Raw genomic sequence first — 23,996 nt, 5'->3', positions numbered from 1 at the left:
TTTGCCGGTCACTATCAATACCACTGCAACCCTAACGCGAATGCTCGGCCATACGCACCGCACCGCGGCCGCTGCCGTGCACTCGCAGACAGTTTCTTCCTGCTTTTTTTGCACTGTACAGCGCTTGGTCGGCGGCCTTGATCACTTCTTCCGGACTGCGCTGCTCGCCTTGTCGCTCCGCCACTCCGATGCTGATGGTCACCGAGACCTGGTTCGCCGACGCCGCTCCCCGGGCCATACGGCCGCGCCGATCATCCTTCGGCCGATTGTCTGCGTCACGCAGCTGCAGGGCATAAGCCTCCACCGACTGGCGTACCGCCTCGAGGTGCGGCAGGCACTCCTCGATACTGTGCCCAGGAAATACCAGAGTGAATTCCTCACCGCCATAACGATAGGCGCGCCCACCGCCGCCGATCTTGCGCAGCCGGCTGGCAACCATCTTCAGCACCTGATCACCGACGTCGTGACCATAGGTATCGTTGAAGCGCTTGAAGTGGTCCACATCAGCCATCGCCAGCACATACTGCCGCCCCAGGCGCTGCAGTCGCTCATTCAGAGCGCGACGCCCAGGCAGGCCGGTCAGCTCGTCACGAAAGGCCATGAGATAAGCCTCATGAGCGATTGCCGTCACCAGCATCAGCAGCACATGGCTGCTCAGAATGTTGAGGGCGGCATAGCGGCTGAACGTCTGCGGCAGCATCAGCAGAATGCCGAGCAGCGCGATGATCTGCGCCGCATGGGAGGGTCGCGGCTGGCGAAGGTACTGGACGATCAGCAACACCAACGCCACGAGGAACACCGGATACGCCAGCTGGATGAGCGGGAGCCAGTCGGCCTTGAGCGCGGGCCAGCGAATCACCACCAGCCAGGCATGTAACGCTTCCGGAAACCGCTTTGCCAGCGCCACGGCGACGACGCCGACGGCAAACAGCACGGCGGCACGGGCCAGGCCGTCCTGCGCTAGGTGACTGCGCTCTCGCCACACGCCATACAGGCCGTAAAGCAGCGGCAGCAGCAAGCTGCAGAGATGAAAGGTCAGTGCAGTATCGTCCAGCAGAGTGCCATGCGCCCGGTAGTGATCGGCGTGGATATCGAGGAGGAAATAGGCAAGATAGACGCAGAGCAGCAGAAACAGCTCGCGGATGCGGCCGTACATCATGCAAAGCGCACCGCCGAGCAACAGCAGTACGGTCGGCAGGACGTTATAGAGCGACGTGAAGAACTCGTTCAGCGAAACCTGACGCGCGATGACCTCTCCGCCGAGCAACAGGGCCAATGGCGCGAGAAAATGGCTGAAGCGAGGCGGGACGGTACGCGACACGGCAACTCCGGCATGCTGCCGAGAAAAGCTAGCATTTTGCCTTCTTGCTCCCAGTTGTGCAGCCGAAATACCGGCGAAGATGCGGCAAAAGCAGTACAACGTCTGGATCGGGCACAAAAAAGCCGCTGCAAAGCAGCGGCTTTCCTTTACAACCTCAACCCGTCAGTAACCGAGAGCGAAATCTTCCTCGGCCATATCCATCAGGTTGTCGGCACCGGACATCATGGCGTCAACGTGCATGCGGGTACGCGGCAGGATGCGCTGGAAGTAGAAGCGCGCAGTCTGCAGCTTGGCCTTGTAGAACGCCTCATCGGAGGTACCCTCAGCCAGTTTCTCGGCAGCAACGCGAGCCATGTCAGCCCAGAAGTAAGCGAGGCAGGCGTAGCCGGAGTACATGCAGTAATCCACGGACGCCGCGCCGACCATCTCACGGTCCTTCATGGCAGCCATGCCAATCTTCATGGTCAGCTCGCCCCACTCCTTGTTCAGCTGATTCAGGGGGGTAACGAACTCCTTGATGGCTTCGTTGCCTTCCTGGTTCTGGCAGAACTTGTGCACGATCTTGGTGAAGGACTTCAGCGCCTCGCCCTGGGTCATCAGCACCTTGCGGCCCAACAGGTCCAGCGCCTGGATACCGGTGGTGCCCTCGTACAGCATGGAAATACGCGCGTCACGCACGTTCTGCTCCATACCCCACTCGGCGATGAAGCCGTGACCACCGTAGATCTGCACGCCATGGTTGGCCGCTTCGAAGCCCACTTCGGTCATGAAAGCCTTGGCGATCGGCGTGAGGAAGGCCAGCAGCGTGTCGGCCTGCTTCTTCTGTTCTTCATCCTGGCTGTTCTTGACGATGTCGACCTGCTTGGCGGTGAAGTAGACCATCGCGCGGTTGCCCTCGGCGAACGCCTTCATGGTCAACAGCATGCGACGCACGTCCGGATGCACGATGATCGGGTCGGCTGGCTTTTCCGGCGCCTTGGGGCCGCTCAGCGCGCGCATCTGCAGGCGCTCACGAGCGTACTTGATGCCGCCCTGGAAACCGATCTCGGCATGTGCCAGACCCTGCAGCGCGGTACCCAGACGTGCGGTGTTCATAAAGGTGAACATCGCGTTCAGGCCCTTGTTCGGCGGACCGATCAGAAAACCGGTGGCGCCGTCGAAGTTCATGACGCAGGTCGCGTTGCCGTGGATGCCCATCTTGTGTTCAAGCGATCCGCAGTTCACACCGTTGCGCTCGCCCTTCTCGCCTTCGGCGTTGGGCAGGAACTTGGGCACGATGAACAGGGAGATGCCCTTGGTGCCAGCCGGAGCATCGGGCAGGCGAGCCAGAACGATATGGACGATGTTCTCGGCCATGTCGTGTTCACCGGAGGAGATGAAGATCTTGGTGCCGTTCAGCTTGTAGCTGCCGTCGGCCTGGGGCTCGGCCTTGGTGCGCAACATGCCCAGATCGGTACCGCAGTGCGGCTCGGTCAGGCACATGGTGCCGGTCCACTGGCCGGACACAAGCTTGCTCAGATAGGTGTGCTTCTGATCGTCGGTACCGTGGGTAGCGATGGTGTTCATGCAGCCATGAGACAGGCCGGGGTACATGCCCCAGGACCAGTTGGCCTGCCCGATCATTTCGCTGATCGCCAGACCGAGGGACTCGGGCAAGCCCTGACCGCCGTGGTCGACGTCATGGGCCAGGCTCGGCCAGCCGCCTGCCACGTACTGCTCGTAAGCTTCCTTGAAACCGGTCGGCGTCTTCACGCCCGACTCGCTCCAGGTGCAGCCTTCGATGTCGCCGACGCGATTCAGCGGAGCGAGGACCTGCTCACAGAACTTCGCGCCCTCGTCGAGAATCGCGTTGACCATGTCCGGGGTGGCGTCTTCACATCCCGGAAGGCTCTGATAGTGCGCTTCGTAGCCGAGCAGCTCGTCACGTACGAAACGGATATCGCGCAAGGGGGCCTTGTAGTCGGGCATAGCGTAAACCTCAGCGGTGAGTTCTTGTAACAAGCTGACCGGGCGACCCAGCCATCTGAATTCGATTTCGACCGTCGGACTACCAGTCCGAAGGGTCAAACAGGCGTTTGAAACATACGTTTCGACCTGAGCGATGTCAAGCGCGGAACAGGGCACCACTTATCGGCTGAATCAGCCAAATTCAGGTCGAGCGAAGGCCACTCCTGGCGAAATTCGGGAACAGGAAATCTGATGTTGCAAAGACGCAGCAAGCCCGGCGCCTGCCGAGCTGGCTGGCGGGAACGAAGATGCAGGAAGGAGAAAAGCGAAGCTGGCCGAGCGCATGAATGACGACTCGAATCAGCAAGGAGAATCGATAAGCGCCGGAGTACGCGATCAGGCCTGGGTATCGATCAACGTGCCGAGGACTTCGTCAGCGCTCTGGATCATACGGGCACCTGCCTTGGCACTGTGTTCACCGACCTTCAACTGGATCAGCTGCTCGGTGATTTCGGTGACCGCCTGGGAGTTGCCCAGCACTGGCGCGTTGGCGGAGGCGATGGAAGAAGCGGCCTGCTCGACGCGCTGCTGACCGCCCTGGTAGGCACTGAGGCCCGCGCCCAGAAGGTTATTGGTGATTTGCATGGTGACTCCACGCGCTATCAGGTTGCCAGCATTCAAGCAGATGCCGACACGTACCGCAAGGCGCGAGTCGCCGCAATGCGCGTCCGCTCACACCGGCTGCAACGCGGGCAACGTCAGGTAGCGCGCGACCTGACGCGCCGTTGGCGCAGCGAGGCGAGGCACCTGGCCAAGGCAGGGTGCCGGTAGCAGCTCAGCGAGCGTGGCGAGGTTGTCATCCAGCCGCGATGTGGCAGGGTCGATGATATTCGCCACCCAGCCAGCCAGCGCCAGCCCGTCGCGGGCGATCGCTTCGGCACTGAGCAGCGCATGGTTGATACAACCCAAGCGCACCCCTACTACGAGAATGACCGGTAAACCCAGCGCCGCGGGCAATGCCGACAGATACTCACGCGCATTCAGCGGGACTCGCCAGCCTCCCGCGCCCTCGACCAGAGTGACGCCGGCCTGCCGGGCCATTACCGGTTGCACGGCCTCGATCAGACGAGCGGCGGTCAGTTCGACACCCGCTTCGCGGGCAGCTATGTGCGGGGCAATGGCCGGCTCGAACGCGAACGGGTTGACCGTCGCATAGTCCAGCGCAAGGCTGCACTCGGCCAGCAGGGCCAGCGCGTCGCTGTTACGTAAACCCTGCTCGGTCCTTTCGCAGCCTGAGGCGACCGGCTTCACCGCCGCGGTGGACAACCCCGCCAGGCGCGCTGCATGCAGCAGGCCCGCGGCGATAGTGGTCTTGCCAACATCGGTATCGGTGCCGGCAATGAAGAAAGCGCGATGCATCATGGCTCCTTGTGCAGAATGCCGTAGATCACCTGGTAGGTCGCCGGAAGCCCCTCGGGACGGCGGAACCCTTCGTAGGCCTCGACCAGCGCGCGGATGCGTGCACGCCCGGTCAGTCCATCCGGGCGACCCGGATTCAGGTTGTGCGCACCCAGCGCCTTGAGCTCATGGGTCAGCTGGCGCAGATCGGGGAAATGCAGCACTTCCGGGCGAACTTCGAGACTCGCCAATCCCAGACCGCAGCCCCTACACAGCGTCTGGTAGGCCTCCCGCGAGCGGAAGCGGTTGACGTGAGCGAAGCCGTCCACCGCCTGCCAGCTGTCCCGCAGCTCCTGCAGGGTACCGCTGCACAGACTGGTGAAGGCAAAGATGCCGCCCGGACGCAGCACCCGCCGCACTTCGCTCAGCACGCTGGCAAAATCCTCGCACCACTGCAGTGCCAGGCTCGAATAGATCAGGTCGACAGTGCCATCACGCAGCGGCAGCCGCTCGGCGTCACCGGTGACGAAATGCCGTGCGCCGCCCTGCGGCCGTGCATGGCGCAGCATGCCCTCGGCGATATCCAGTGCCAGGCCATCGGCCTCCGGAAAGGCCGCAGCCAGGACGCGGGAGAAGTAGCCGGTGCCGCTGCCAAGATCGAGCCAGCGGCCGGGTTGCCGAGTGGAGGGCAGTCGGGCCAGCAATTGATTGCCGACCTGTCGCTGCAGTGCGGCGACGCTGTCGTAACTGCCCGCAGCACGGGAAAACGATGCCGCGACTTGGCGCTTATCAGGCAACTGCGCCGGCGGACGCTCGCTGAGCGATGCTTCAGTCATCCTCGCCATCACCCATAAACGCCAGCATTGCCGTCGCCACGTCGTCGGCACGCCCCAGCGGCAGGCCGTGGCTGGCATTGGCCAGCACATCGACTTCTACATCCGGCAGACAGGCCAGCAGCGCATCTGCCGCTGACGCCGGCACCAGCGCATCACCATCGGCGAACAGATGCAGCTGTGGCCCCACATAACCTTGCAGCGCCTCGCGGCCGTCCAGCTCGGCGAGCAGACGCAGCCCGGCGGCAGCCACTGACGAAGGCTGCTCGAGCAGGCTCACCTGCAGTTGCCGCGCCAGCGTGCGCGGATCGTAGGCACTGCGGCTACACAGCAGGCTGAAGCGCTTGAGCGTGTCATCCGGCCCGAGGCGGAAGGCCTCCTCGAAGGCATCGAATACTTCGGCAGGCATCGCCGTCGGCCAGTCGTCACGACTGCGGAAGCAGGGATTGCTGCAGAGGGTGATCAGCCCCGGACAGTTGTCGCCGCGCCGCGCGGCCAGTTGCGTCGCCAGCATGCCGCCAAGCGACCAACCGGCGAGCCAGCTGTCGACGGGCAGCCGCGCATCCAGCTCATCGAGCCAGGCCTCGGGGCGATCCAGCGTCGGCAGTGGGGCAATGTCGACCTGCAGGCGTGGCTCGCGGTCGCGCAATAGCTCGGCCAGGGGTTCAAGGGCGGCCGAGCTGAACGCCCAGCCCGGCAGAAGAATCAGTCGATCACGCATCCTCGTTCTCCTTGGGCAACAGGGCCCAGCACTCGGCCAGCGCTTCCAGCAGGCGGTCCAGCTGTGCCTCACTGTGGCTCGCCGTGAAGGTGATCCGCAGCCGTGCGCTGCCGGCCGGAACGGTTGGAGGGCGAATCGCGCCGACCAGGATGCCGCGCTCGCGCAGCAATGCCGACAGCCTCAACGCCCGTTCGCTGCTGCCGACCAGCACCGGCTGGATCGGTGTCGGGCTGTCCATCAGTGTCAGGCCGATCCGCACCGCGCCTTCGCGGAAACGCGCCACCAGCCGGTTCAGGTGCTCGCGGCGCCAGCCCTCGCTGCGCAGCAGATCCAGGCTTTTCAGTGTGGCACAGGCCACCGCAGGCGGCTGGCTGGTGGTGTAGATGTACGGTCGCGCGAACTGGATCAGCGTTTCGATCAGCTCCTCGCTACCGGCGACAAAGGCGCCTGCGGTGCCAAACGCCTTGCCCAGCGTACCGACCAGTACCGGGACGTCATCCATGCCCAGATCGAAATGCTCGACGATGCCGCCGCCCGTCGCACCCAGCGGACCGAAGCCATGGGCATCGTCGACCATCACCCAGGCGCCACGCTGCTTCGCCGTGGCACAAATCGCCGGCAGTTCTGCGAGATCGCCGTCCATGCTGAATACGCCATCGGTCACCACCAGAGTATTGCCGCTGGCTTTCTCCAGGCGCTTGGCGAGGCTTTCGGCATCGTTGTGCAGGTAGCGCGAGAAGCGCGCGCCGGAGAGCAAACCGGCGTCGAGCAAGGAGGCGTGATTGAGGCGATCCTGCAGCACCGTATCGCCCTGCCCGACCAGCGCCGTCACCGCAGCAAGATTCGCCATATAACCGGTGGAAAACAGCAGCGCCCGTGGTCGGCTGGTGAATTCGGCAAGGGCTTCCTCAAGCTGGTGATGCGGCGTGCTGTGGCCGATCACCAGATGCGAGGCGCCGCCGCCCACACCCCACTTCGCAGCGCCCTGCTGCATGGCGTCAATCACCTCGGGATGATTGGCGAGGCCCAAATAATCGTTGGAACAGAACGCCAGCAGGCGGTCGCCATCGACCATCACCTCCGGCTGCTGCGGCGCTTCCAGCAGCGGACGTTGACGATAGAGATGGGCCGCGCGGCGCTCGGCGAGACGGGCGGAGAGATCGAAGCTCATGGGTACACCGAGAGGAGGTGGATGACCACACGCGGGTCATCCAGCCTGCAAATGGGTTGGCCAGGCCAGCGGCGGATGCGTGCAACCGATGCCGCACTCATCCACCGGACCCGATCATCAGACCGCGGCGTTGTAGAACAGCTTGCTGTCGCGCTGTTCGATCAGCGCCTGCTCGATGGCCGCCTGGTGTACTTCGTCGGCATGCTCGTGGCGCTCTTCCGGCTTGATGCCCAGACGCGCGAACAGCTGCATGTCCTTGTCCGCCTGCGGATTGGCGGTGGTCAGCAGCTTCTCGCCGTAGAAGATCGAGTTGGCGCCAGCGAAGAAGGCCAGGGCCTGCATCTGTTCGTTCATCTGCTCGCGACCGGCGGACAGCCGCACATGGGATTTCGGCATCATGATCCGCGCCACGGCTAGCATGCGGATGAAGTCGAACGGATCGACGTCCTGTTCCTCGGCCAGCGGCGTGCCCTTGACCTTGACCAGCATGTTGATCGGCACCGATTCCGGGTGCTCAGGCAGGTTGGCCAGCTGGATCAGCAGGCCGGCGCGATCGTCCAGCGACTCGCCCATGCCGAGAATGCCGCCGGAGCAGATCTTCATCCCCGCCTCGCGCACGTAGCTCAGCGTTTCCAGACGCTCGCCATAGGTGCGGGTGGTGATGATGTTGCCGTAGTACTCCGGCGAGGTGTCGAGGTTGTGGTTGTAGTAGTCCAGCCCCGCCGCCGCCAGCGCCTTGGTCTGCTCCTGATCGAGCTTGCCGAGGGTCATGCAGGTTTCCAGGCCCATCGCCTTGACCCCTTCGACCATCTTCAGCACGTAGGGCATGTCCTTGGCCGACGGGTGCTTCCAGGCGGCGCCCATGCAGAAACGCGTCGAGCCGATGGCCTTGGCTTCGGCCGCCGCCTCCAGCACCTTCTGCACCTCCATCAGCTTTTCCTTGTCCAGGCCGGTGTTGTAGTGGCCGGATTGCGGGCAGTACTTGCAGTCTTCCGGGCAGGCGCCGGTCTTGATCGAGAGCAGCGTGGAAACCTGCACGCGGTTGGCATCGAAGTGCTGGCGGTGCACGGTCTGCGCCTGGAACAGCAGATCGTTGAAGGGTTGCTCGAAGAGCGCCTTGACCTCGGCGAGGGTCCAATCGTGACGCGTAATAGAGGCGGAGGTGGCGCTCATGGGCATTCCTTGTAATTAATAGCGGCTCGGCGGCCTGGCACGGATGCGGAATGTTTAGCCAAGCTCGATACGCTGTCAACCAGGAAAGGAATCATGGTTTACAACTGGTCAATTAATATACAGCACTGCCTACTGTGCGATGAACCTTGCGACGGTCACCCACTGTGCGGCCCTTGCGAAGCCGAACTGCCCTGGCTCGATGGCCGGTGTGCAACCTGTGCCGTGCCACTGCCGACACGTGGGCTGGTCTGCGGCGAATGCCAGAAAAGGCCGCCAAGCTATGACCACGTCGAGGTGCCCTGGCGCTTCGCCTTTCCCGTGGATGCGCTGATCACCCGCTTCAAGCATCAGGCGCGCTGGCCATTCGGCCGTCTGCTTGGCGAGCGCCTGGCGCTGCATCTGCAACATGCCTTCACCGACGGGCTGCCGCAGCCGGACCTTCTTGTACCCGTGCCGCTGGCCCGCCGTCGCCTGCGCCAGCGCGGCTTCAATCAGGCGCAGATGCTGGCCCAGTGGCTGGGCGGCGCGCTGAAACTGCCGGTCGACGAGCATCTGCTGGAACGCATCGTCGATACGCCCCCGCAGCAGCAACTGGACGCCGCCACGCGACGGCGAAATCTGCGCCAGGCGTTTTGCCTGGCGCCGGGCAACGACATCAAGGGCCGCCATCTGGCGCTGATCGACGACGTGCTGACCACTGGTGCGACCGCCGAGGCGCTGGCGCGACTGCTCAAGCGTGCGGGTGCGGTGCGAGTGGACGTCTACTGCCTGGCACGCACGCCCAAGCCAGGCGACTGATAGCGGCGGACGCGCGGTTGTTTAAAAGCCCCGGTGCAATACACTGATCGGTCTATTCTGCGGAGCCGGTCATGTCTCATCCCTTCGATACACTCACGCCGGACCTGGTCCTCGACGCTGTGGAAAGCATCGGTTATCTCAGCGATGCCCGCGTGCTGGCGCTCAACAGCTACGAGAACCGCGTCTATCAGGTGGGCATCGAAGATGAAACACCACTGATCGCCAAGTTCTACCGTCCCGGTCGCTGGAGCAACGAGGCGATTCTCGAGGAGCACCAGTTCAGCCTGGAACTGGTCGAGCACGAGGTGCCGGTGGTGGCGCCGCTGGAACGCAACGGCACGACGCTGTTCGAGCATGCCGGTTTCCGCTTCGCGCTCTTTCCACGCCGCGGTGGTCGCGCGCCGGAGCCGGGCAATCTCGACCAGCTCTATCGCCTCGGCCAGCTGCTGGGACGCATGCATGCGATCGGTGCAAACCGGCCGTTCGAGCATCGCGAAACCCTGGGCGTACAGAATTTCGGCCACGACTCGCTGAACAGCTTGCTGGACGGTGACTTCGTGCCCAAAAGCCTGCTGCCTGCCTACGAGTCGGTGGCGCGCGACCTGCTCAAGCGGGTCGAAGACGTCTTCGCCAGCACCAACTTCACCCCGATCCGCCTGCATGGCGATTGCCACCCGGGCAACATCCTCGCCCGCGACGACGCCTTTCATCTGGTCGATCTCGACGATTGCCGCATGGGCCCTTCTGTCCAGGACCTGTGGATGATGCTCGCCGGCGAGCGCCACGAGCGGCTCGGCCAGCTGGCCGAACTGGTGGACGGCTACAACGAATTCCACGATTTCGCCCCCCGCGAGCTGCCGCTGATCGAGGCACTGCGCGCGTTGCGGCTGATGCACTACAGCGCCTGGCTCGCCCGCCGCTGGGACGATCCGGCCTTTCCGATGAGCTTTCCCTGGTTTGGCAGCGAGCGTTACTGGGGCGACCAGGTGCTGATCCTGCGCGAACAGATATCGGCGCTGCAGGAAGAGCCGCTCAGGTTGTTCTGAGGCATGGTGTGGCTGCGGACCCGTGACGGTGGATGTGAAAAGCGACATCCACCCTACGAATCCCGGCGTCTGCGTAGGGTGGATCGCGCTTTATCGATCCACGGTGTGGACGTCCACCGGGTGGCGGTCGCCGCGACTCAGGCCTCCTCGATCAGCCAGTCCAGGCGCCAGCTGGCCTGGCTCTGCGCCAGCTGCTCGGCCAGCCACGGCAACAGCTCACGCAGCTCATCCTCCAGCCCCCACGGCGGGTTGACGATAGCCAGGCCCGAACCGCTCAGGCGGCTGGCATCGTCGGCGGGGTGAACGAACAGTTCGGCACGCAGCAACTTGGGCGCCCCGCTGCGCGCCAAGTCCTGATAGAAGCGCTTGAGCTGGCGCTCGTCCTTGATCGGATACCAGATCACGCCGATGGTCTGGCGCATACGGCCGAGCGCTTCCTTCAGCGCCGTCACACAGCGGCTCAGCTCGTCGGCCTGTTCGAACGGTGGATCGATCAGCAGTACCACGCGCTTTTCCTGCGTCGGCATCAAGGCCCTCGGCACATGCCAGCCCTCACCGCGGTGCACGGCCACGCGGCGGTCGCCGGCCATGTTGTCCTTGAGCAGCGCGCCGTCCTCGGGATGCTTTTCGTTGAGCTGCAGACGATCCTGCTCGCGGGTCAGTTGTCGCGCCAGCTCCGGCGAGCCGGGGTAATAGCGCAGCGCCCCGTCCGGGTTGAGCTGGCGGATCACGCCGAGGTAGTCATCGAGCAGCGTCGGGAGCGCCTCGGCCTGCCAGATGCGGGCGATGCCCTGCAGCCACTCGCCGGTGCGGCTGGCCTGGTCGCCGGCCAGGTCGTAGAGGCCGACGCCGGCATGGCTGTCGAGGTAGGCGAAGGGCGCCTCCTTGCGCGACAGCAGGGCGAAGATCCGGCTCAACACCAGGTGTTTGAGCACATCGGCGTGGTTGCCGGCATGGAAGGCGTGGCGGTAGTTCATCTGATCCTCCTCGAGAGCCGCGCAGTTTACCCGTCCGCCTTGCGCCGCGCAGGTCCGGCTTGACCAGCGTCGTTTTCCCCGGCCACCGACTAGGGCTACAGTGGCGCCCCACGACGACTAAACGGAGCTGACCTCATGGACCTGCGCGATCTTTTCGGCATCGAGCACCCGATCATCCAGGCGCCCATGGCCGGTGCGCAGAATCATCTGCTGGCCGCGGCTGTCTGCGAGGCCGGCGGGCTGGGTTCGATCCCGGCCGGCATGCTCAATGCCGAGGCGCTGGACGCCGAGCTGACCGCCATCGAGGCGCTGACCGACCGGCCCTACAACGTCAACTTCTTCTGCCACCAGACGCCGGCTGCCGACCCGACGGCCTTCGACGCCTGGCACCGGATGCTGGCACCCATGTTCGCCGAATTCGACATCGACCCGGCTGGCATTCCCGCCGGTGCCACCCGCCAACCGTTCGACGCGGCAATGGCCGCGGTGCTGGAGCGGCACAAGCCGGCGCTGATCAGCTTCCACTTCGGCCTGCCGGCGCCCGATCTGCTGCAACGCGCCCGCGCCACCGGGGCGAAGATCGCCTCCAGCGCGACTACGGTCGCCGAAGGCCTCTGGTTGCAGCAGCACGGCGTCGACCTGGTGATCGCCCAGGGCCTGGAGGCCGGTGGCCACCGCGGCATCTTCCTCAGCGAGGACCTGACCACCCAACTCGGCACCTTCGCCCTGCTGCCGCAACTGGTCGCCGCGCTGAACGTGCCGGTGGTCGCCGCCGGTGGCATCGCCGATGCCGGGGGCGTGGCCGCGGCACAGACCCTCGGTGCGGCTGGCGTACAACTGGGCACCGCCTACCTGTTGTGTCCGGAAAGCCGCACCAATGCGCTGCATCGCGCCGCACTGAAGAGCCCGCACGCAGCGCATACCGCGCTGACCACCCTGTTCAGCGGGCGCCCGGCGCGCGGCATCGTCAACCGCATCATGCGCGAACTGGGTCCGCTGCCCGAAGGCGTGCCGCCCTTCCCGCTGGCCGGCAACGCCATCGGCGCGCTGCGCGCCCAGACCGAGAAGCAGGGCCTGGATCACTGCACGCCGCTGTGGGCCGGGCAGAACGTCAGCGGCTGCCGGGAGATCCCGGCCGGCCAGCTGACCCGTGAACTTGCGGCCGGCTGGCGGGCCTGAGTCATTACGCAGTCCGTCGCGGCGAGCCCTGGGCCACTGCGACGGGGCGTAGAATCGACCGCACGTCACACGGAACGCCGCCATGAGCCCACTGACCAACACGCTCGTCTTCCTCGCCACCCTGGCCGGCATGGAGGTCTTCGCCTGGTGGGCGCACAAGTACGTGATGCACGGCTGGGGCTGGGGCTGGCACAAGTCGCACCACGAGCCACGCAGCGGCTGGTTCGAGAAGAACGACCTGTATGCGGTGGTGTTCGCCGGCGTGGCGATTCTGCTGATCGCCCTCGGTACCGCCGGTTATCACCCGCTGGAATGGATCGGCGCTGGCATGACGGCCTACGGCTTTCTCTATTTCGTCGCCCACGACGGCCTGGTGCACCACCGCTGGCCGCTGCGCTACGTGCCGCGCAACGGCTACCTCAAACGGCTGTATCAGGCGCACCGTCTGCACCATGCGGTCGAAGGCAAGGAGCGCTGCGTGTCCTTCGGTTTTCTCTACGCGCCGCCGCTGCCGGTGCTCAAGCGCCAGCTGCGCGAGCTGCACGACGGGCCGCTGCGCAAGCACCAGGGTACATCTAGCGAGGACGTCTCCAGAGATCGTCAGGACGCGGCCTGACCTGCATCCGCCGCGAGGCCAGCGCCAGCACGCCGCCCCCCAGCAGGAACTGCAGCTTCTGCCCTTTGCTGGTCGACACCCGCGCATCCCAGGCCGCCGCGCCGCGCGCTTTCACCTCGACGCCGATCTGCCGGTAGACGCCATGAGCCGTGGCAATCGACCAGGCCGAGCGTAACGGCAGGTCCCGTAAGCCCTGAGATGCTGATTGATAGTAAGGTTCGGCCAGATCCACCAGTCGCGCTGCCAGCGTGGCCAATGCCGCACGACGCTCAGGTAGCGCAACCTCATCTTCAGGGATGCCCACTTCGGCCAGCCACTCGGCCGGCAGGTAAACGCGCCCGATCTGTGCATCCTCGACGATATCGCGCGCGATGTTGGTCAGCTGAAAGGCCAAGCCCAGGTCACAGGCGCGATCCAGCGTCGGCTCCGCTTCGGCGCCCATCACCCGCGCCATCATCAGCCCCACCACGCCGGCAACCCGGTAGCAGTAGAGCAAGGTGTCGTCGAGGGTCCGGTACTGGTAATCCTGCACGTCCATGCGAAAGCCGGCCAGATGCTCCAGCGGGTATCGCTTGGGAATCTGGTGCCGCTGAACCACTTGCTGAAACGCAGCAAAGGCCGGATCGCTCATCGCCTCGCCGGCATAGGCGCGCTCAGTGAGATCGACCAGCTCGGCCAGGCGCGCCTCACCGCTGTTGCGATCGCCGGCGAGCTGACCATGCCCCAGCGTCTGCCCATCAATCACGTCATCACAGTGACGGCACCAGGCATAGAGCATCACGGCACCCTGGCGGGTGTGCTCGTCGAACAGTTTTGCCGCCGCCGCGAAGCTCTTGGAGCCGACGTTGATCGCCTGGGTCGAGTGATCGATTACCCGGTCGTTCATCCGGCCTGCTCCTTCAATAGGAAGTCCTCCAGCATCAGCCCGGCAGTGGCCTTGGCCGAACCTACGACGCCCGGAACTCCCGCGCCCGGATGGGTGCCGGCGCCGACGATATAGAGGTTGGGAATCACGTCATCACGGTTATGCGGGCGGAACCAGGCGCTCTGGGTAAGGATCGGCTCCAGCGAAAACGCCGAACCCAGATGAGCGTTGAGCTCGTCGCGGAAATCGTGCGGCGTGAAGATGCGGTGGGTCACCAGATCATCGCGCAGACCGGGAATATAGTGCCGCTCCAGGTATTCGAAGATGCGATCGCGGTACTTCGGCCCCTCCACCGCCCAATCGATATCTGCCGTGCCCAGGTGTGGCACCGGCGCCAGCACGTAGTGGCTGGCACAGCCCTCCGGTGCCAGCGACGGATCGGTCACGCCGGGCGCGTGCAGGTAGAGGGAGAAATCATCGGCCAGCGTTTCGCACTTGAATATCTCGTCGATCAGCTCGCGGTAGCGCGGGCCGAAACACACCGTGTGGTGTTGCAGGTGCTCATGGCGGCGCTTGAGGCCGAAATGGATGACGAACAGTGACATGGAGAAACGCTTGCCGGAGAGCCGCTTGGCCTCTTCGCGACCACGCTGTTCGTGGCCGAGCAGCTGCTTGTAGGTGTTGACTACATCAGCGTTGGAGGCCACCGCATCGGTATCGAAGCGACGGCCGTCACCCGTGATCACCGCCTTCGCCCGCCCTTCGGCTAGCTCGATGCACGCCACCTCGGCGTTCAGCTCCAGCTTGCCGCCCAGGTCCTCGAAAAGCCGGACCATCCCCTGCACCAGCGCACCGGTACCGCCGCGCGGAAACCAGACGCCGCCCTGGCGCTCCAGCGCATGAATCAGCGCGTAGATCGACGAGGTTTCGAAGGGGTTGCCGCCGACCAGCAGCGATTGAAAGGACAGCGCCTGGCGCAGCCGGTCGTTCTCCACGAACTTGGCCACCATGCTGTACACGTTGCGCCAGGCCTGCAGCTTGGCCAGCTGCGGAGCGACGCCAATCATGCTGCGGAACGACAGGAAGGGCACGGTGCCGAGTTTGACGTAGCCCTCTTCATACACCGCGCGCGAATAGGCGAGAAAGCGCTGATAGCCGGCGACGTCACGGGGGTTGAGCGCATGGATCTGCCGATCCAGCTGGGCCTGGTCGTTGACGTAATCGAAGCTGTAGCCGTCCTCCCAGCACAGCCGGTAGAAGGGGCTGACCGGCAGCAGCTCGACGTAGTCGGCCATGTGCTTGCCGGCGCCGCTGAAGAGTTCTTCCAGCGCTGGCGGATCGGTGATCACCGTCGGCCCGGCGTCGAAGGTGAAACCCTGGTCGTGATAGACGTAGGCGCGGCCACCCGGCTTGTCGCGCTTCTCCAGCAGCGTGGTCTGGATGCCGGCGCGCTGCAGGCGGATGGCCAACGCCAGCCCGCCGAAGCCGGCGCCGATCACCACCGCTCGTTTAGCTTGGTTCATCGGTAATCCTTGCGATGCAGATCATGGGCGGCAAGTGCGCGCAGCGCCTCGCCGAGCGGAACAGGAGGCTTGCCCGAGACGATGCGCAAGCGGTCGCGGGTGGTCAGATTGGCCGCGTAGAAGCGCTGGATCAGCGGTTCGCGCAAGCGGTAGAAACGTTGCATCACCGCCCAGCGGCGATCCGCCGGACCGGCCATGAACAGCATGCGATTGAGCAGTCGGAAGAAGCCGCGCTGGCGCCACTGCGCCAACGAGTAATCGCGGATCGCCTCGAACAGGCTGGTGGCATCCCAGCGATCCAGCGCGATCAGGTGATCGGCCAGACGCACCGCGTCGGGCAGTGAGTAGCCGGTGGTGGGATGAAACAGCGCCGCGGCCAGCCCCGTCTGCGGCACGCCGCGCGCCTCCTCCCAGAACGCCGGCAGATCACCGGAAAGCACGATTGGCAGCACGCCCTGCTCCTCGCGTAACACGTCGGCGATAGCCCAGCCGCGCGTACTGGCGTAGCTGCCGATGTTGTCACGCAGCTTATCGAGCGCCACGGCATCGCCGTCGGCGTAGTAGGTGTCTTCGATCAGCAGGGTGTCCGCACTCAGCGGCAGCACGTAGACAAAGCGATAACCGTCCTGCTGGGCGACGCTGGCGTCCATGATGATCGGCTCGCGCAAGCCGTGCGGCTGCTGCAGGCGCAGTTCCTGGCCGAGAAACTTCTGAAAGCCGAGCGCCAGCTGATCGGTCCGGCGCACGCCGCGTCCATCGATCACGGCGCCGGCTTGCAGGATGTCCCCCGAGCCCAGACGCACCCTGTGTGGCTCCACGCTGGCAACGGTGGTGCGCAAACGCACGCCATCGCTCAGTTCGGGCATCAGGTACTGGTGAAAGCGCTCCGAGAAGATGCTCGCGTAACCGCTGCCCAGCCGGCGCTGCAGGTCGGGAAAGATCACTTCATAACCGGGCCAGCGGTTGCCCACCATGGGCTCCAGCCAACGGTGCTGAGCCGGCGTCAGATCGTGCTGGTGAAACGACCAGGTGTGATTGCCGCCCAGGACGTCGCCCTGCTCGACGATCAGCAGGCGCAGATCGGGTCGCTGCTGACGCAGGCGTAGGGCCAGAAGCCCGTTGGCCAGCCCGCCGCCAACCAGGATCAGGTCCGCATCAAGCGCCACTCGCCACCTCCGCTCGCGGCCCATCTGTCCCGAGCGCCGCCTCGATCAGCTCGGCGGCACGCACCGCACCGCCAGCCTCACGCACTTCCGCCCCGAGCCGCACCGCCCGCTGGCGAGACTCGCCTTCGTTCAACAGCCGCTGCAATGCGTGGCCGATCCGCGCCGGGCTCGCCAGTTGCGACTGCAAGCGCAGGCCGACGCCGGCATGTTCGATACGCGCTGCGACACCCGGCTGATCGAAGGCAATCGGCAGCGCCAGCATCGGCACACCGGCCTCCAGGGCATCGAGCACGGTATTCAGCCCGGCATGGGTGATGACCGCCGCAGCCCGGGCCAATGCCGCCCGCTGGGGTGCGAAGTCGGTGACCCAATGCGCGCCCTCATCCTGTAGCCGCGCCGCTTGCGCGGCATTCAACCCGCCGCAATGGGCGATCAACAGCTGTACGCCGAGCGGCTTGCAGGCGCGGGCGATATTGCGCAGCAAGGTATAGCGATGTCCCTGCAGGGTGCCCAACGAGGCGAAGACGAACGGCCGCGTCGGATCGATTGGCAGGTTCAGCTCGGCTTCGTTTTCCAGCGGACGCCGCAACGGCCCGACAGCATGAAAATTCGCCGGGAGCTGGCGGCGCGGAAAGTCGAAGCCTTGCACCGTCTGGCTGACCTGCAGCAGGGGCGACAGGCACTCGCTCAAGGTCGAGCGCGGCGCCAGGCCGAACGCCTGACAGTAGTGCTGGATCACCTCGGCGTGGGGGCGCATCAGGCGGTCGTAGACACGACTGCTGTGCAGGTTGAGCTGCTCGCCCCAGTCGGTCGCCCGGTAGCGCCAGGGCATCACCGGCAAGGGCACCAGCGGCTCGCGGTTGAACGGCAAGGCGCAGGCGATGGATACGAACGGCAGGCCAAGATGCTCGGCCACCAGCGCACCCGCTGGCTCCATCTGATCGGCCAGCACGGCGTCGACCTCTAGCGAACGCAGCATGCCCGGCGCCTCGCGACAGAACAGTGCAGTACTCGCCGCCATGTCGGCGATGACCCGCCGAATGCCGAACGGCCCCGGTTGCGCGGCGCGGCGGACCACCGCAGCCAGGCTGCCCGGCGGATGGGAATCGGCGCCGATGGCGGCGAATCCGGCCGAGGGCAACGTCAACAGCTCGGCGACATCGGCCTGCTGGACGAAGGTCACTCGGTGGCCTCGCTGCGTCAGCGCCCAGGCGACTGCTTCGAACGCGCGCAGGTGGCTGAGAAAGGGCGGCGCGATTGCCGCGAAATGAGTCATCTGGCGGCTCCGCCCGGCATCAGGCAGTGGGCACTTGCAGCAGCCGCGCCTGCCGCAGCTCGGCCAGGCCGGCCGAACCTGTACAGAAACAGGCGACCCGCAGTTGCTCGATCAGCACTTCGAAGTGCTTGACCACCGCCTCACTGCTCAGCATCGCGGCTTGCAGCACGCCCGCTGCCTGCCCTACCAGATCGGCGCCCAGGCAGATCGCCTTGGCCGCCTCCACACCGTCGCGGATGCCTCCGGAGGCGATCAGCGGCGTATCCGGGCAGGCCTTGCGCACGGCCTGCAGCGCCTGCGCCGTGGGGATGCCCCAATCGGCGAAGGCCTGGGCGATCGCACGCTGGCTGACATCGCTGGCGCGCTCGGCTTCCACTGCGGCCCAGCTGGTTCCGCCGGAACCGGCGACATCGATGGCGGCGGCGCCGGCGTCGACCAGCTGCCGCGCCACCATCGCGGATATGCCGGCACCGACTTCCTTGATCACCACAGGCGCGGCCAGGCGGCTGGCAAGTGCTTCGATCGCCCGCAGCACGCCTCGCCAATCACGGTCGCCACCCGGCTGCACCGCTTCCTGCAGCGGGTTCAGGTGCACGATCAGCGCATCGCCATCGATCATCTCGACCGCACGCCGCGCCTCGTCCACGCCGTAGCCGCGTACCAGCTGGGCGGCTCCGAAATTGGCCAGCAGGAGGATGTCCGGCGCGAGCTGGCGCAACTGGCCCGTCAGGCCCTGATCGCCCGCAGTTTCGAGCGCAACCCGCTGCGAACCCACCGCCATGGCGATACCCAAGTGTTGCGCGGCTTCCGCCAGGTGCGCATTAATCGCAGCAGAACGTGCGGCGCCGCCAGTCATCGAGCTGATCAGCAGCGGCGCCCGCAGCTGGCGCCCGAACAGCGCGCTATGCAGGTCGATCTCATCAAGGTGCAACTCGGGCAGGGCGCAGTGCTCAAAGCGAAATGCGCCGAAACCGGTACCCGTCGCACCGGCTGCCCGCGTCGGGTCCAGGACGATATCCAGATGATCGTTTTTGCGGCTGACCAACGATTGTTTGCTCATGGAAATCGGCTCCCGGGAAGACTTGTTTGGACGTGACGCCCTGAAAAAAGTGCTATGCGATGGCAACGAGTTGTACAGGTTTTTGTCATAACGTCCAATCGTTGTACAACATTGCACAACCCTGGTGCTCGAACTGAGGCGCCAGCAAGGGCACCGCCATGCAAACGCAGAATTCCACCCTCCCGCTTCCGCAATGCGACAGCCTGCTACGCCTGCGGCGACAGGTCGACGAGCGCCTGGCCATGCGCCTGCCGCGACCCGAGTCGGAGCTGGACAAGGTCACGCTGGCGTTACGTGAAGGCACCCTCGCTCCCGGCAAACGAATCAGGCCACTGTTGTTGCTGCTGGCGCTGGGAGATCTCGGCGTCGACCCCGATATCGGCCTGGACCCGGCATGTGCGCTGGAGATGATCCACGCCGCCTCGCTGTTTCTCGACGACATGCCATGCATGGACAACGCCAGCCTGCGGCGCGGCCAGCCGACCATTCATCTGCGTTTCGGCGAGGATGTCGCCGTGCTCGCCTCGGTCGCACTGCTCAGCCATGCCTATGGCATAACCGCCACCGCGCCCAGGCTCACCCCCAGGCAGCGCAACGACGCGGTGGCCACACTGGCGCGAGCGGTCGGTGCGCAGGGCCTGGTGCGTGGGCAATTTCGCGACCTGCATGGCGCACAAGAAGCGCAGCAGCTCGATGCGGTGATTGCCACCAATCAGCTGAAAACCGGCTCGCTGTTCACCGCCGCATTGGAAGTTGCCGCCCTGCTCGCGGGGGCTGAGCGGACGCGGACACGCCATCTGCAAGGCTTTGCCAACGAACTGGGCCTGGCGTTTCAGCTGCTCGACGATATCGCCGATGGCCTGACGCCCGAACAGACCGGCAAGGACTGCCAGCAGGACCGGGCCAAGGCGACCGTGGTCTCGCTGCTTGGCCAGCAGGCGGCAGAGCAGCAGCTGGCAACCCATCGAGAGGCCGCCCTCAGCCATCTTGATGCCGCCGGCCTGGGCGATGGCGAACTGGCCGCGCTCATGCGCCAGCTGTTCGGCTGAATGGCGCGACCCCGTGTTGACGCTTCATCAGTGCAATGGATGAAGCTAGGCAATGGAAAACCGCGGTCCTTAGACTCGGGCCGATAAAAATGGAGGTTGACCATGACCGAGACCCTGCTCTGCCCGCGTAACCTGGCATTCGAACTCTACGAAGTGCTGGACGCCGAGGCCCTGACCCGCCGCGAGCACTTCGCCGATCACAGCCGCGAAACCTTCGACGCCGCCATCGGCACCGCGCGCACCATCGCCGAGAAATACTTCGCACCGCACAACCGCAAGTCCGACGAGCACGAGCCGCAGTACGTCAACGGCGAAGCGGTGCTGATTCCCGAGGTCAAGCCGGCCGTGGACGCCTTCATCGAGGCGGGCTTTCACAACGCGCAGCGCAGCTTCGACGACGGCGGCATGCAGCTGCCGAATCTGCTGTCGCGGGCCTGCTTCGCGCATTTCCAGTCGGCCAACATCGCCACCAGCTCCTACCCAATGCTGAGCATGGGCGCCTCGCACCTGATCGAGGCCTTCGGCTCCGACGAGCAGAAGCAGCGCTTCCTGCAGCCGATGCTCGAGGGGCGTTTCTTCGGCACCATGGCACTCACCGAGCCGCACGCCGGCTCCTCGCTGTCGGACATCCGCACCCGCGCCGAACCGGCCGGTGACGGCAGCTATCGCCTCAAGGGCAACAAGATCTTCATTTCCGGCGGCGACCACCCGCTGTCGGAAAACATCGTGCACATGGTGCTGGCCAAGCTGCCGGACGCGCCGCCCGGGGTGAAGGGCATCAGCCTGTTCATCGTGCCGAAGTTCCTGGTCAACGACGACGGCTCGCTGGGCGAGCGCAACGACGTGCTGCTGGCCGGCCTGTTCCACAAGATGGGTTGGCGCGGCACCACCAGCACGGCGCTGAACTTCGGCGACAACGGCAACTGCGTCGGCTATCTGGTAGGCGAGCCGCACAAGGGCCTGGCCTACATGTTCCAGATGATGAACGAGGCGCGCATCGGCGTTGGCATGGGCGCGATCATGCTCGGCTACGCCGGCTACCTCTACTCGCTGAACTACGCCCGCGAGCGTCCGCAAGGCCGCCTGCCGGACGGCAAGGACCCGGCCTCGACCCAGGTGCCGATCATCGAGCACACCGACGTCAAGCGCATGCTGCTGATGCAGAAGGCCTATGTCGAAGGCGCCTTCGATCTCGGCCTGTACTCGGCACGCCTGGTGGACGACGAGCATACCGCCGAGAGCGACGAGGAGCGGCGCAACGCTGGCGAGCTGCTCGACCTGCTGACGCCGATCGTCAAATCCTGGCCGTCGGAGTATTGCCTGAAGGCCAACGAACTGGCCATCCAGATTCTCGGCGGGCATGGCTACACCCGCGAATACCCGGTGGAACAGTACTACCGCGACAACCGCCTCAATCCGATCCACGAAGGCACCCACGGCATCCAGTCGCTGGACCTGCTCGGCCGCAAGCTGATGCAGAACAAGGGTGCCGGCCTGCGCCAGCTGCTCGGGTTGATCCAGGCCAGCTGCGCACGCGCCGCCGAGTACGACTCGCTGACCGCACTGCGCCAGCCGCTGGAGCAGCACATCGCCCGCCTCACCAGCGTGACCCAGGCGCTGCTCGGCGATCTGGCAGCCGGCAAGGTGAACCAGGCGCTGGCCAACTCGGCGCTGTACCTGAAGGTGTTCGGCCATGCAGTGATCGGCTGGCGCTGGCTGGAGCAGGCACTGCGCGCCGAACGCGGGCTGGCCGAAGGCAATCCGGCGGATGCGGACTTCTACCGTGGCAAGCTGCAGGCCGCGCGCTACTTTCTGACCTGGGAAGTGCCGGCTTGCGCGCACGAGCTGGCCATCCTCGACGCACGCGACGACACCTGCCTGACGATGCAGGACGCCTGGTTCTAGAGCGTGCCGCACATGCTGTAACAGCGCCCCGCTCCTGCGGGGCGTTTTTTTGACAGGCTGTCAAATCATCAGGTTAGAATCGCTGGCATATCCCGTGCATGCGCACGCGGCAGCTATCTCTAGCGGAGACTTCATTTGGACGTCGGCAACATCAACCACCTGTTCTTTATCGGTGCCTTGTTGGTGGCGGCGAGCATCCTGATGAGCTCCCTTTCGGCGCGTCTCGGCGTGCCGATCCTGGTGATTTTCCTCGGCGTCGGCATGCTTGCCGGGGTCGATGGCGTAGGCGGTATCGTCTTCGAGGACTATCGGCTGGCTTTCGTCATCAGCAACCTGGCGCTGGCGGTGATTCTCCTCGACGGTGGCATGCGCACCCGTACCGCAACCTTCCGCGTGGCCCTGAAACCGGCGTTCTCGCTGGCGACCCTGGGCGTGGCGATCACCTCCGGCTTTACCGGGCTGGCCGCTGCCTGGCTGTTCGATTTGCCGCTGCTGCAGGGCCTGCTGATCGGCGCGATCGTCGGCTCCACCGATGCCGCCGTGGTGTTCAACCTGCTCAACGGCAAGGGCCTGAACGAGCGGGTCGGTTCGACGCTGGAAATCGAGTCGGGCAGCAACGACCCGATGGCGATGTTCCTTACCGTCGCGCTGATCGACATGCTGCTCGCCGGGCAGACCACCTTCGGCTGGGACTTCCTGCTGACTCTGCTGCAGCAGTTCGGCATCGGCACCGTGCTCGGTCTGGCTGGCGGCTGGCTGCTGCTGCAGCTGATCAACCGACTGTCCGTAGCCGACGGGCTCTACCCGCTGCTGGCAGTGGCCGGCGGCCTGATGATCTTCGCCCTGTCCGGCGCCATCGGCGGCAGCGGCATCCTCGCCATCTACGTCTGCGGTCTGCTGCTGGGCAACCGGCCGATCCGCAACCGCCACGGCATCCTGCACATGTTCGACGGCCTGGCCTGGCTCAGCCAGATCGGCATGTTCCTTGTGCTCGGCCTGCTGCTCACCCCCAGTGAACTCTTGCCCATCGCCCTGCCGGCACTGGCGCTGTCGCTGTGGATGATCCTGTTCGCTCGCCCGCTGGCGGTGTTCGTCAGCCTGTTGCCGTTCCGCAGCTTCCACCTGCGCGAGCGCCTGTTCATCTCCTGGATCGGCCTGCGCGGCGCGGTGCCGGTGATTCTCGCGGTGTTCCCGCTGATGGCCGGGCTGGAAAACGCCCAGCTGTTCTTCAACGTGGCGTTCTTCATCGTCCTGGTGTCGCTGCTGCTGCAGGGTTCGACGCTGGCCTGGGCGGCGAAGAAGGCCAAGGTCGAGGTACCGCCGTCGCCTATGCCGGTCTCGCGTACCGGCCTGCAGGTGCACACCACCAGCCAGTGGGAAATGTTCGTCTACCGCCTGAGCGCCAGCAAATGGTGCGTCGGCGCCGCCCTGCGCGAACTGAAGATGCCACCCGGCACGCGCATCGCCGCGCTGTTCCGCGGCAAGAACCTGCTGCATCCGTCCGGTAGCACGCGGCTGCAGGTGGACGACATCCTCTGCGTGATCGGGCATGACGAAGACCTGCCGGCGCTAGGCAAACTGTTCAGCCAGGCACCCAAGCGCGGCCAGGACCTGCGTTTCTTCGGAGACTTCATCCTCGAGGCCGACGCCCAGCTCAGCGCCATCACCGCGCTCTACGGCCTCAAGCTCGGCGATGTGGACGGCAATCAGACCATCGGCAACTTCATGGCCGAAGAGGTCGGTGGCCGGCCAGTGGTGGGCGACCAGATCGAATGGAACGGGCTGACCTGGACCGTGGCAGCAATGGAGGCCGGCGAAGTGCGCAAGGTCGGCCTGAAGTTTCCGGAAGGTGACAAGCCAGGCCCACAGCTGATGTTCTAAAGCCACCATGGCCGGCGGATGACGCGGCTTCACCGCTCATCACCCGACCGGTTGCGCGGTACTCGCGCTGGGCAGGCGCAGCCCGTAGACT

21 protein-coding genes are annotated in these 23,996 nt (G+C 65.2%); 7 read left to right on the top strand and 14 right to left on the bottom strand.

Translation table 11 applies throughout. From position 1 onward, the window contains the following. Nucleotides 1–31 precede the first annotated feature (31 nt). From BM275_RS10260 to bioB, 8 genes are all read right to left on the bottom strand, one after another. A complete protein-coding gene (locus BM275_RS10260) occupies nt 32–1,321 on the bottom strand; it encodes a GGDEF domain-containing protein (protein ID WP_090520991.1) in 1,290 nt (429 codons plus the stop codon). 162 nt (nt 1,322–1,483) lie between these two features. Next, complete coding sequence (locus tag BM275_RS10255) at nt 1,484–3,289, bottom strand: phenylacyl-CoA dehydrogenase (RefSeq protein ID WP_090520990.1); 1,806 nt, start codon at nt 3,287–3,289, stop codon at nt 1,484–1,486. 375 nt (nt 3,290–3,664) lie between these two features. Further along, nucleotides 3,665–3,913, bottom strand: coding sequence for a hypothetical protein (locus tag BM275_RS10250; protein ID WP_014818868.1), 249 nt, complete (start codon nt 3,911–3,913; stop codon nt 3,665–3,667). 87 nt (nt 3,914–4,000) lie between these two features. Beyond that, on the bottom strand, nt 4,001–4,687 hold the full coding sequence (gene bioD, locus BM275_RS10245; RefSeq protein ID WP_046617610.1) for a dethiobiotin synthase: 687 nt from the start codon (nt 4,685–4,687) through the stop codon (nt 4,001–4,003). Further along, nucleotides 4,687–5,502, bottom strand: coding sequence for a malonyl-ACP O-methyltransferase BioC (gene bioC / locus BM275_RS10240; RefSeq protein WP_014818866.1), 816 nt, complete (start codon nt 5,500–5,502; stop codon nt 4,687–4,689). The genes bioD and bioC overlap by 1 nt, the downstream gene beginning before the upstream one ends. Further along, entirely contained in the window at nt 5,495–6,220 is a 726-nt protein-coding gene (locus BM275_RS10235) for an alpha/beta fold hydrolase (RefSeq protein WP_090520988.1), read from the bottom strand. The genes bioC and BM275_RS10235 overlap by 8 nt, the downstream gene beginning before the upstream one ends. After that, complete coding sequence (gene bioF / locus BM275_RS10230) at nt 6,213–7,391, bottom strand: 8-amino-7-oxononanoate synthase (protein ID WP_090520987.1); 1,179 nt, start codon at nt 7,389–7,391, stop codon at nt 6,213–6,215. Before bioF ends, BM275_RS10235 begins: the two co-directional genes overlap by 8 nt. A 117-nt stretch (nt 7,392–7,508) precedes the next feature. Continuing rightward, complete coding sequence (gene bioB / locus BM275_RS10225; RefSeq protein ID WP_090520985.1) at nt 7,509–8,564, bottom strand: biotin synthase BioB; 1,056 nt, start codon at nt 8,562–8,564, stop codon at nt 7,509–7,511. Between the two features lie 93 nt (nt 8,565–8,657). Here bioB and BM275_RS10220 point away from each other — a divergent pair, with 93 nt between their 5' ends. Together BM275_RS10220 and BM275_RS10215 are read left to right on the top strand one after the other, a co-directional pair. Next, nucleotides 8,658–9,362, top strand: coding sequence for a ComF family protein (locus tag BM275_RS10220; RefSeq protein WP_090520984.1), 705 nt, complete (start codon nt 8,658–8,660; stop codon nt 9,360–9,362). 71 nt (nt 9,363–9,433) lie between these two features. Then, entirely contained in the window at nt 9,434–10,408 is a 975-nt protein-coding gene (locus BM275_RS10215) for a serine/threonine protein kinase (protein ID WP_090520982.1), read from the top strand. Between the two features lie 137 nt (nt 10,409–10,545). On the opposite strand, the gene BM275_RS10210 is transcribed toward BM275_RS10215, so the two are convergent. Continuing rightward, complete coding sequence (locus tag BM275_RS10210; protein ID WP_090520980.1) at nt 10,546–11,385, bottom strand: 23S rRNA (adenine(2030)-N(6))-methyltransferase RlmJ; 840 nt, start codon at nt 11,383–11,385, stop codon at nt 10,546–10,548. Between the two features lie 135 nt (nt 11,386–11,520). Between BM275_RS10210 and BM275_RS10205 the strand changes: the two genes are divergently transcribed. Together BM275_RS10205 and BM275_RS10200 are read left to right on the top strand one after the other, a co-directional pair. After that, nucleotides 11,521–12,564, top strand: coding sequence for an NAD(P)H-dependent flavin oxidoreductase (locus BM275_RS10205; protein WP_090520975.1), 1,044 nt, complete (start codon nt 11,521–11,523; stop codon nt 12,562–12,564). An 82-nt stretch (nt 12,565–12,646) separates the two neighbouring features. Beyond that, nucleotides 12,647–13,180 carry a sterol desaturase family protein gene (locus BM275_RS10200; RefSeq protein ID WP_090520971.1) on the top strand — a complete coding sequence of 178 codons (534 nt, stop codon included), beginning with the start codon at nt 12,647–12,649 and terminating at the stop codon, nt 13,178–13,180. On the opposite strand, the gene BM275_RS10195 is transcribed toward BM275_RS10200, so the two are convergent. The 5 genes from BM275_RS10195 to fni are packed head-to-tail and all read right to left on the bottom strand — an operon-like array spanning nt 13,140 to nt 19,070. Further along, nucleotides 13,140–14,066, bottom strand: a complete 927-nt coding sequence (locus tag BM275_RS10195; RefSeq protein ID WP_090520967.1) for a phytoene/squalene synthase family protein — start codon at nt 14,064–14,066, stop codon at nt 13,140–13,142. The genes BM275_RS10200 and BM275_RS10195 overlap by 41 nt on opposite strands. After that, nucleotides 14,063–15,568 (bottom strand): phytoene desaturase, encoded by a 1,506-nt coding sequence (locus BM275_RS10190; protein WP_090520964.1) that lies wholly within the window; start codon nt 15,566–15,568, stop codon nt 14,063–14,065. Before BM275_RS10190 ends, BM275_RS10195 begins: the two co-directional genes overlap by 4 nt. Further along, nucleotides 15,565–16,734 (bottom strand): lycopene beta-cyclase CrtY, encoded by a 1,170-nt coding sequence (gene crtY / locus BM275_RS10185; protein ID WP_090520961.1) that lies wholly within the window; start codon nt 16,732–16,734, stop codon nt 15,565–15,567. Before crtY ends, BM275_RS10190 begins: the two co-directional genes overlap by 4 nt. Then, nucleotides 16,724–18,010 (bottom strand): glycosyltransferase, encoded by a 1,287-nt coding sequence (locus BM275_RS10180; protein ID WP_090520958.1) that lies wholly within the window; start codon nt 18,008–18,010, stop codon nt 16,724–16,726. Before BM275_RS10180 ends, crtY begins: the two co-directional genes overlap by 11 nt. A 19-nt stretch (nt 18,011–18,029) precedes the next feature. Next, nucleotides 18,030–19,070 carry a type 2 isopentenyl-diphosphate Delta-isomerase gene (gene fni / locus BM275_RS10175; protein ID WP_090520954.1) on the bottom strand — a complete coding sequence of 347 codons (1,041 nt, stop codon included), beginning with the start codon at nt 19,068–19,070 and terminating at the stop codon, nt 18,030–18,032. Nucleotides 19,071–19,228: 158 nt separating this feature from the next. Here fni and BM275_RS10170 point away from each other — a divergent pair, with 158 nt between their 5' ends. The 3 genes from BM275_RS10170 to BM275_RS10160 all read left to right on the top strand — a co-directional run bounded on the left by BM275_RS10170 (nt 19,229) and on the right by BM275_RS10160 (nt 23,905). After that, nucleotides 19,229–20,119: a polyprenyl synthetase family protein gene (locus BM275_RS10170; protein ID WP_031297626.1), complete on the top strand. Its 891-nt coding sequence runs from the start codon at nt 19,229–19,231 to the stop codon at nt 20,117–20,119. Between the two features lie 102 nt (nt 20,120–20,221). Next, nucleotides 20,222–22,024, top strand: a complete 1,803-nt coding sequence (locus tag BM275_RS10165; RefSeq protein ID WP_090520950.1) for an acyl-CoA dehydrogenase — start codon at nt 20,222–20,224, stop codon at nt 22,022–22,024. A 135-nt stretch (nt 22,025–22,159) separates the two neighbouring features. Next, on the top strand, nt 22,160–23,905 hold the full coding sequence (locus BM275_RS10160) for a potassium/proton antiporter (RefSeq protein ID WP_090520948.1): 1,746 nt from the start codon (nt 22,160–22,162) through the stop codon (nt 23,903–23,905). Nucleotides 23,906–23,996: the final 91 nt, after the last annotated feature.

The sequence above is a fragment of the Stutzerimonas kunmingensis genome (assembly GCF_900114065.1).
Lineage (GTDB): Bacteria > Pseudomonadota > Gammaproteobacteria > Pseudomonadales > Pseudomonadaceae > Stutzerimonas > Stutzerimonas kunmingensis.
Note: the sequence above shows the minus strand (reverse complement) of the source record. Positions and strands in the feature narration are given on the sequence as shown.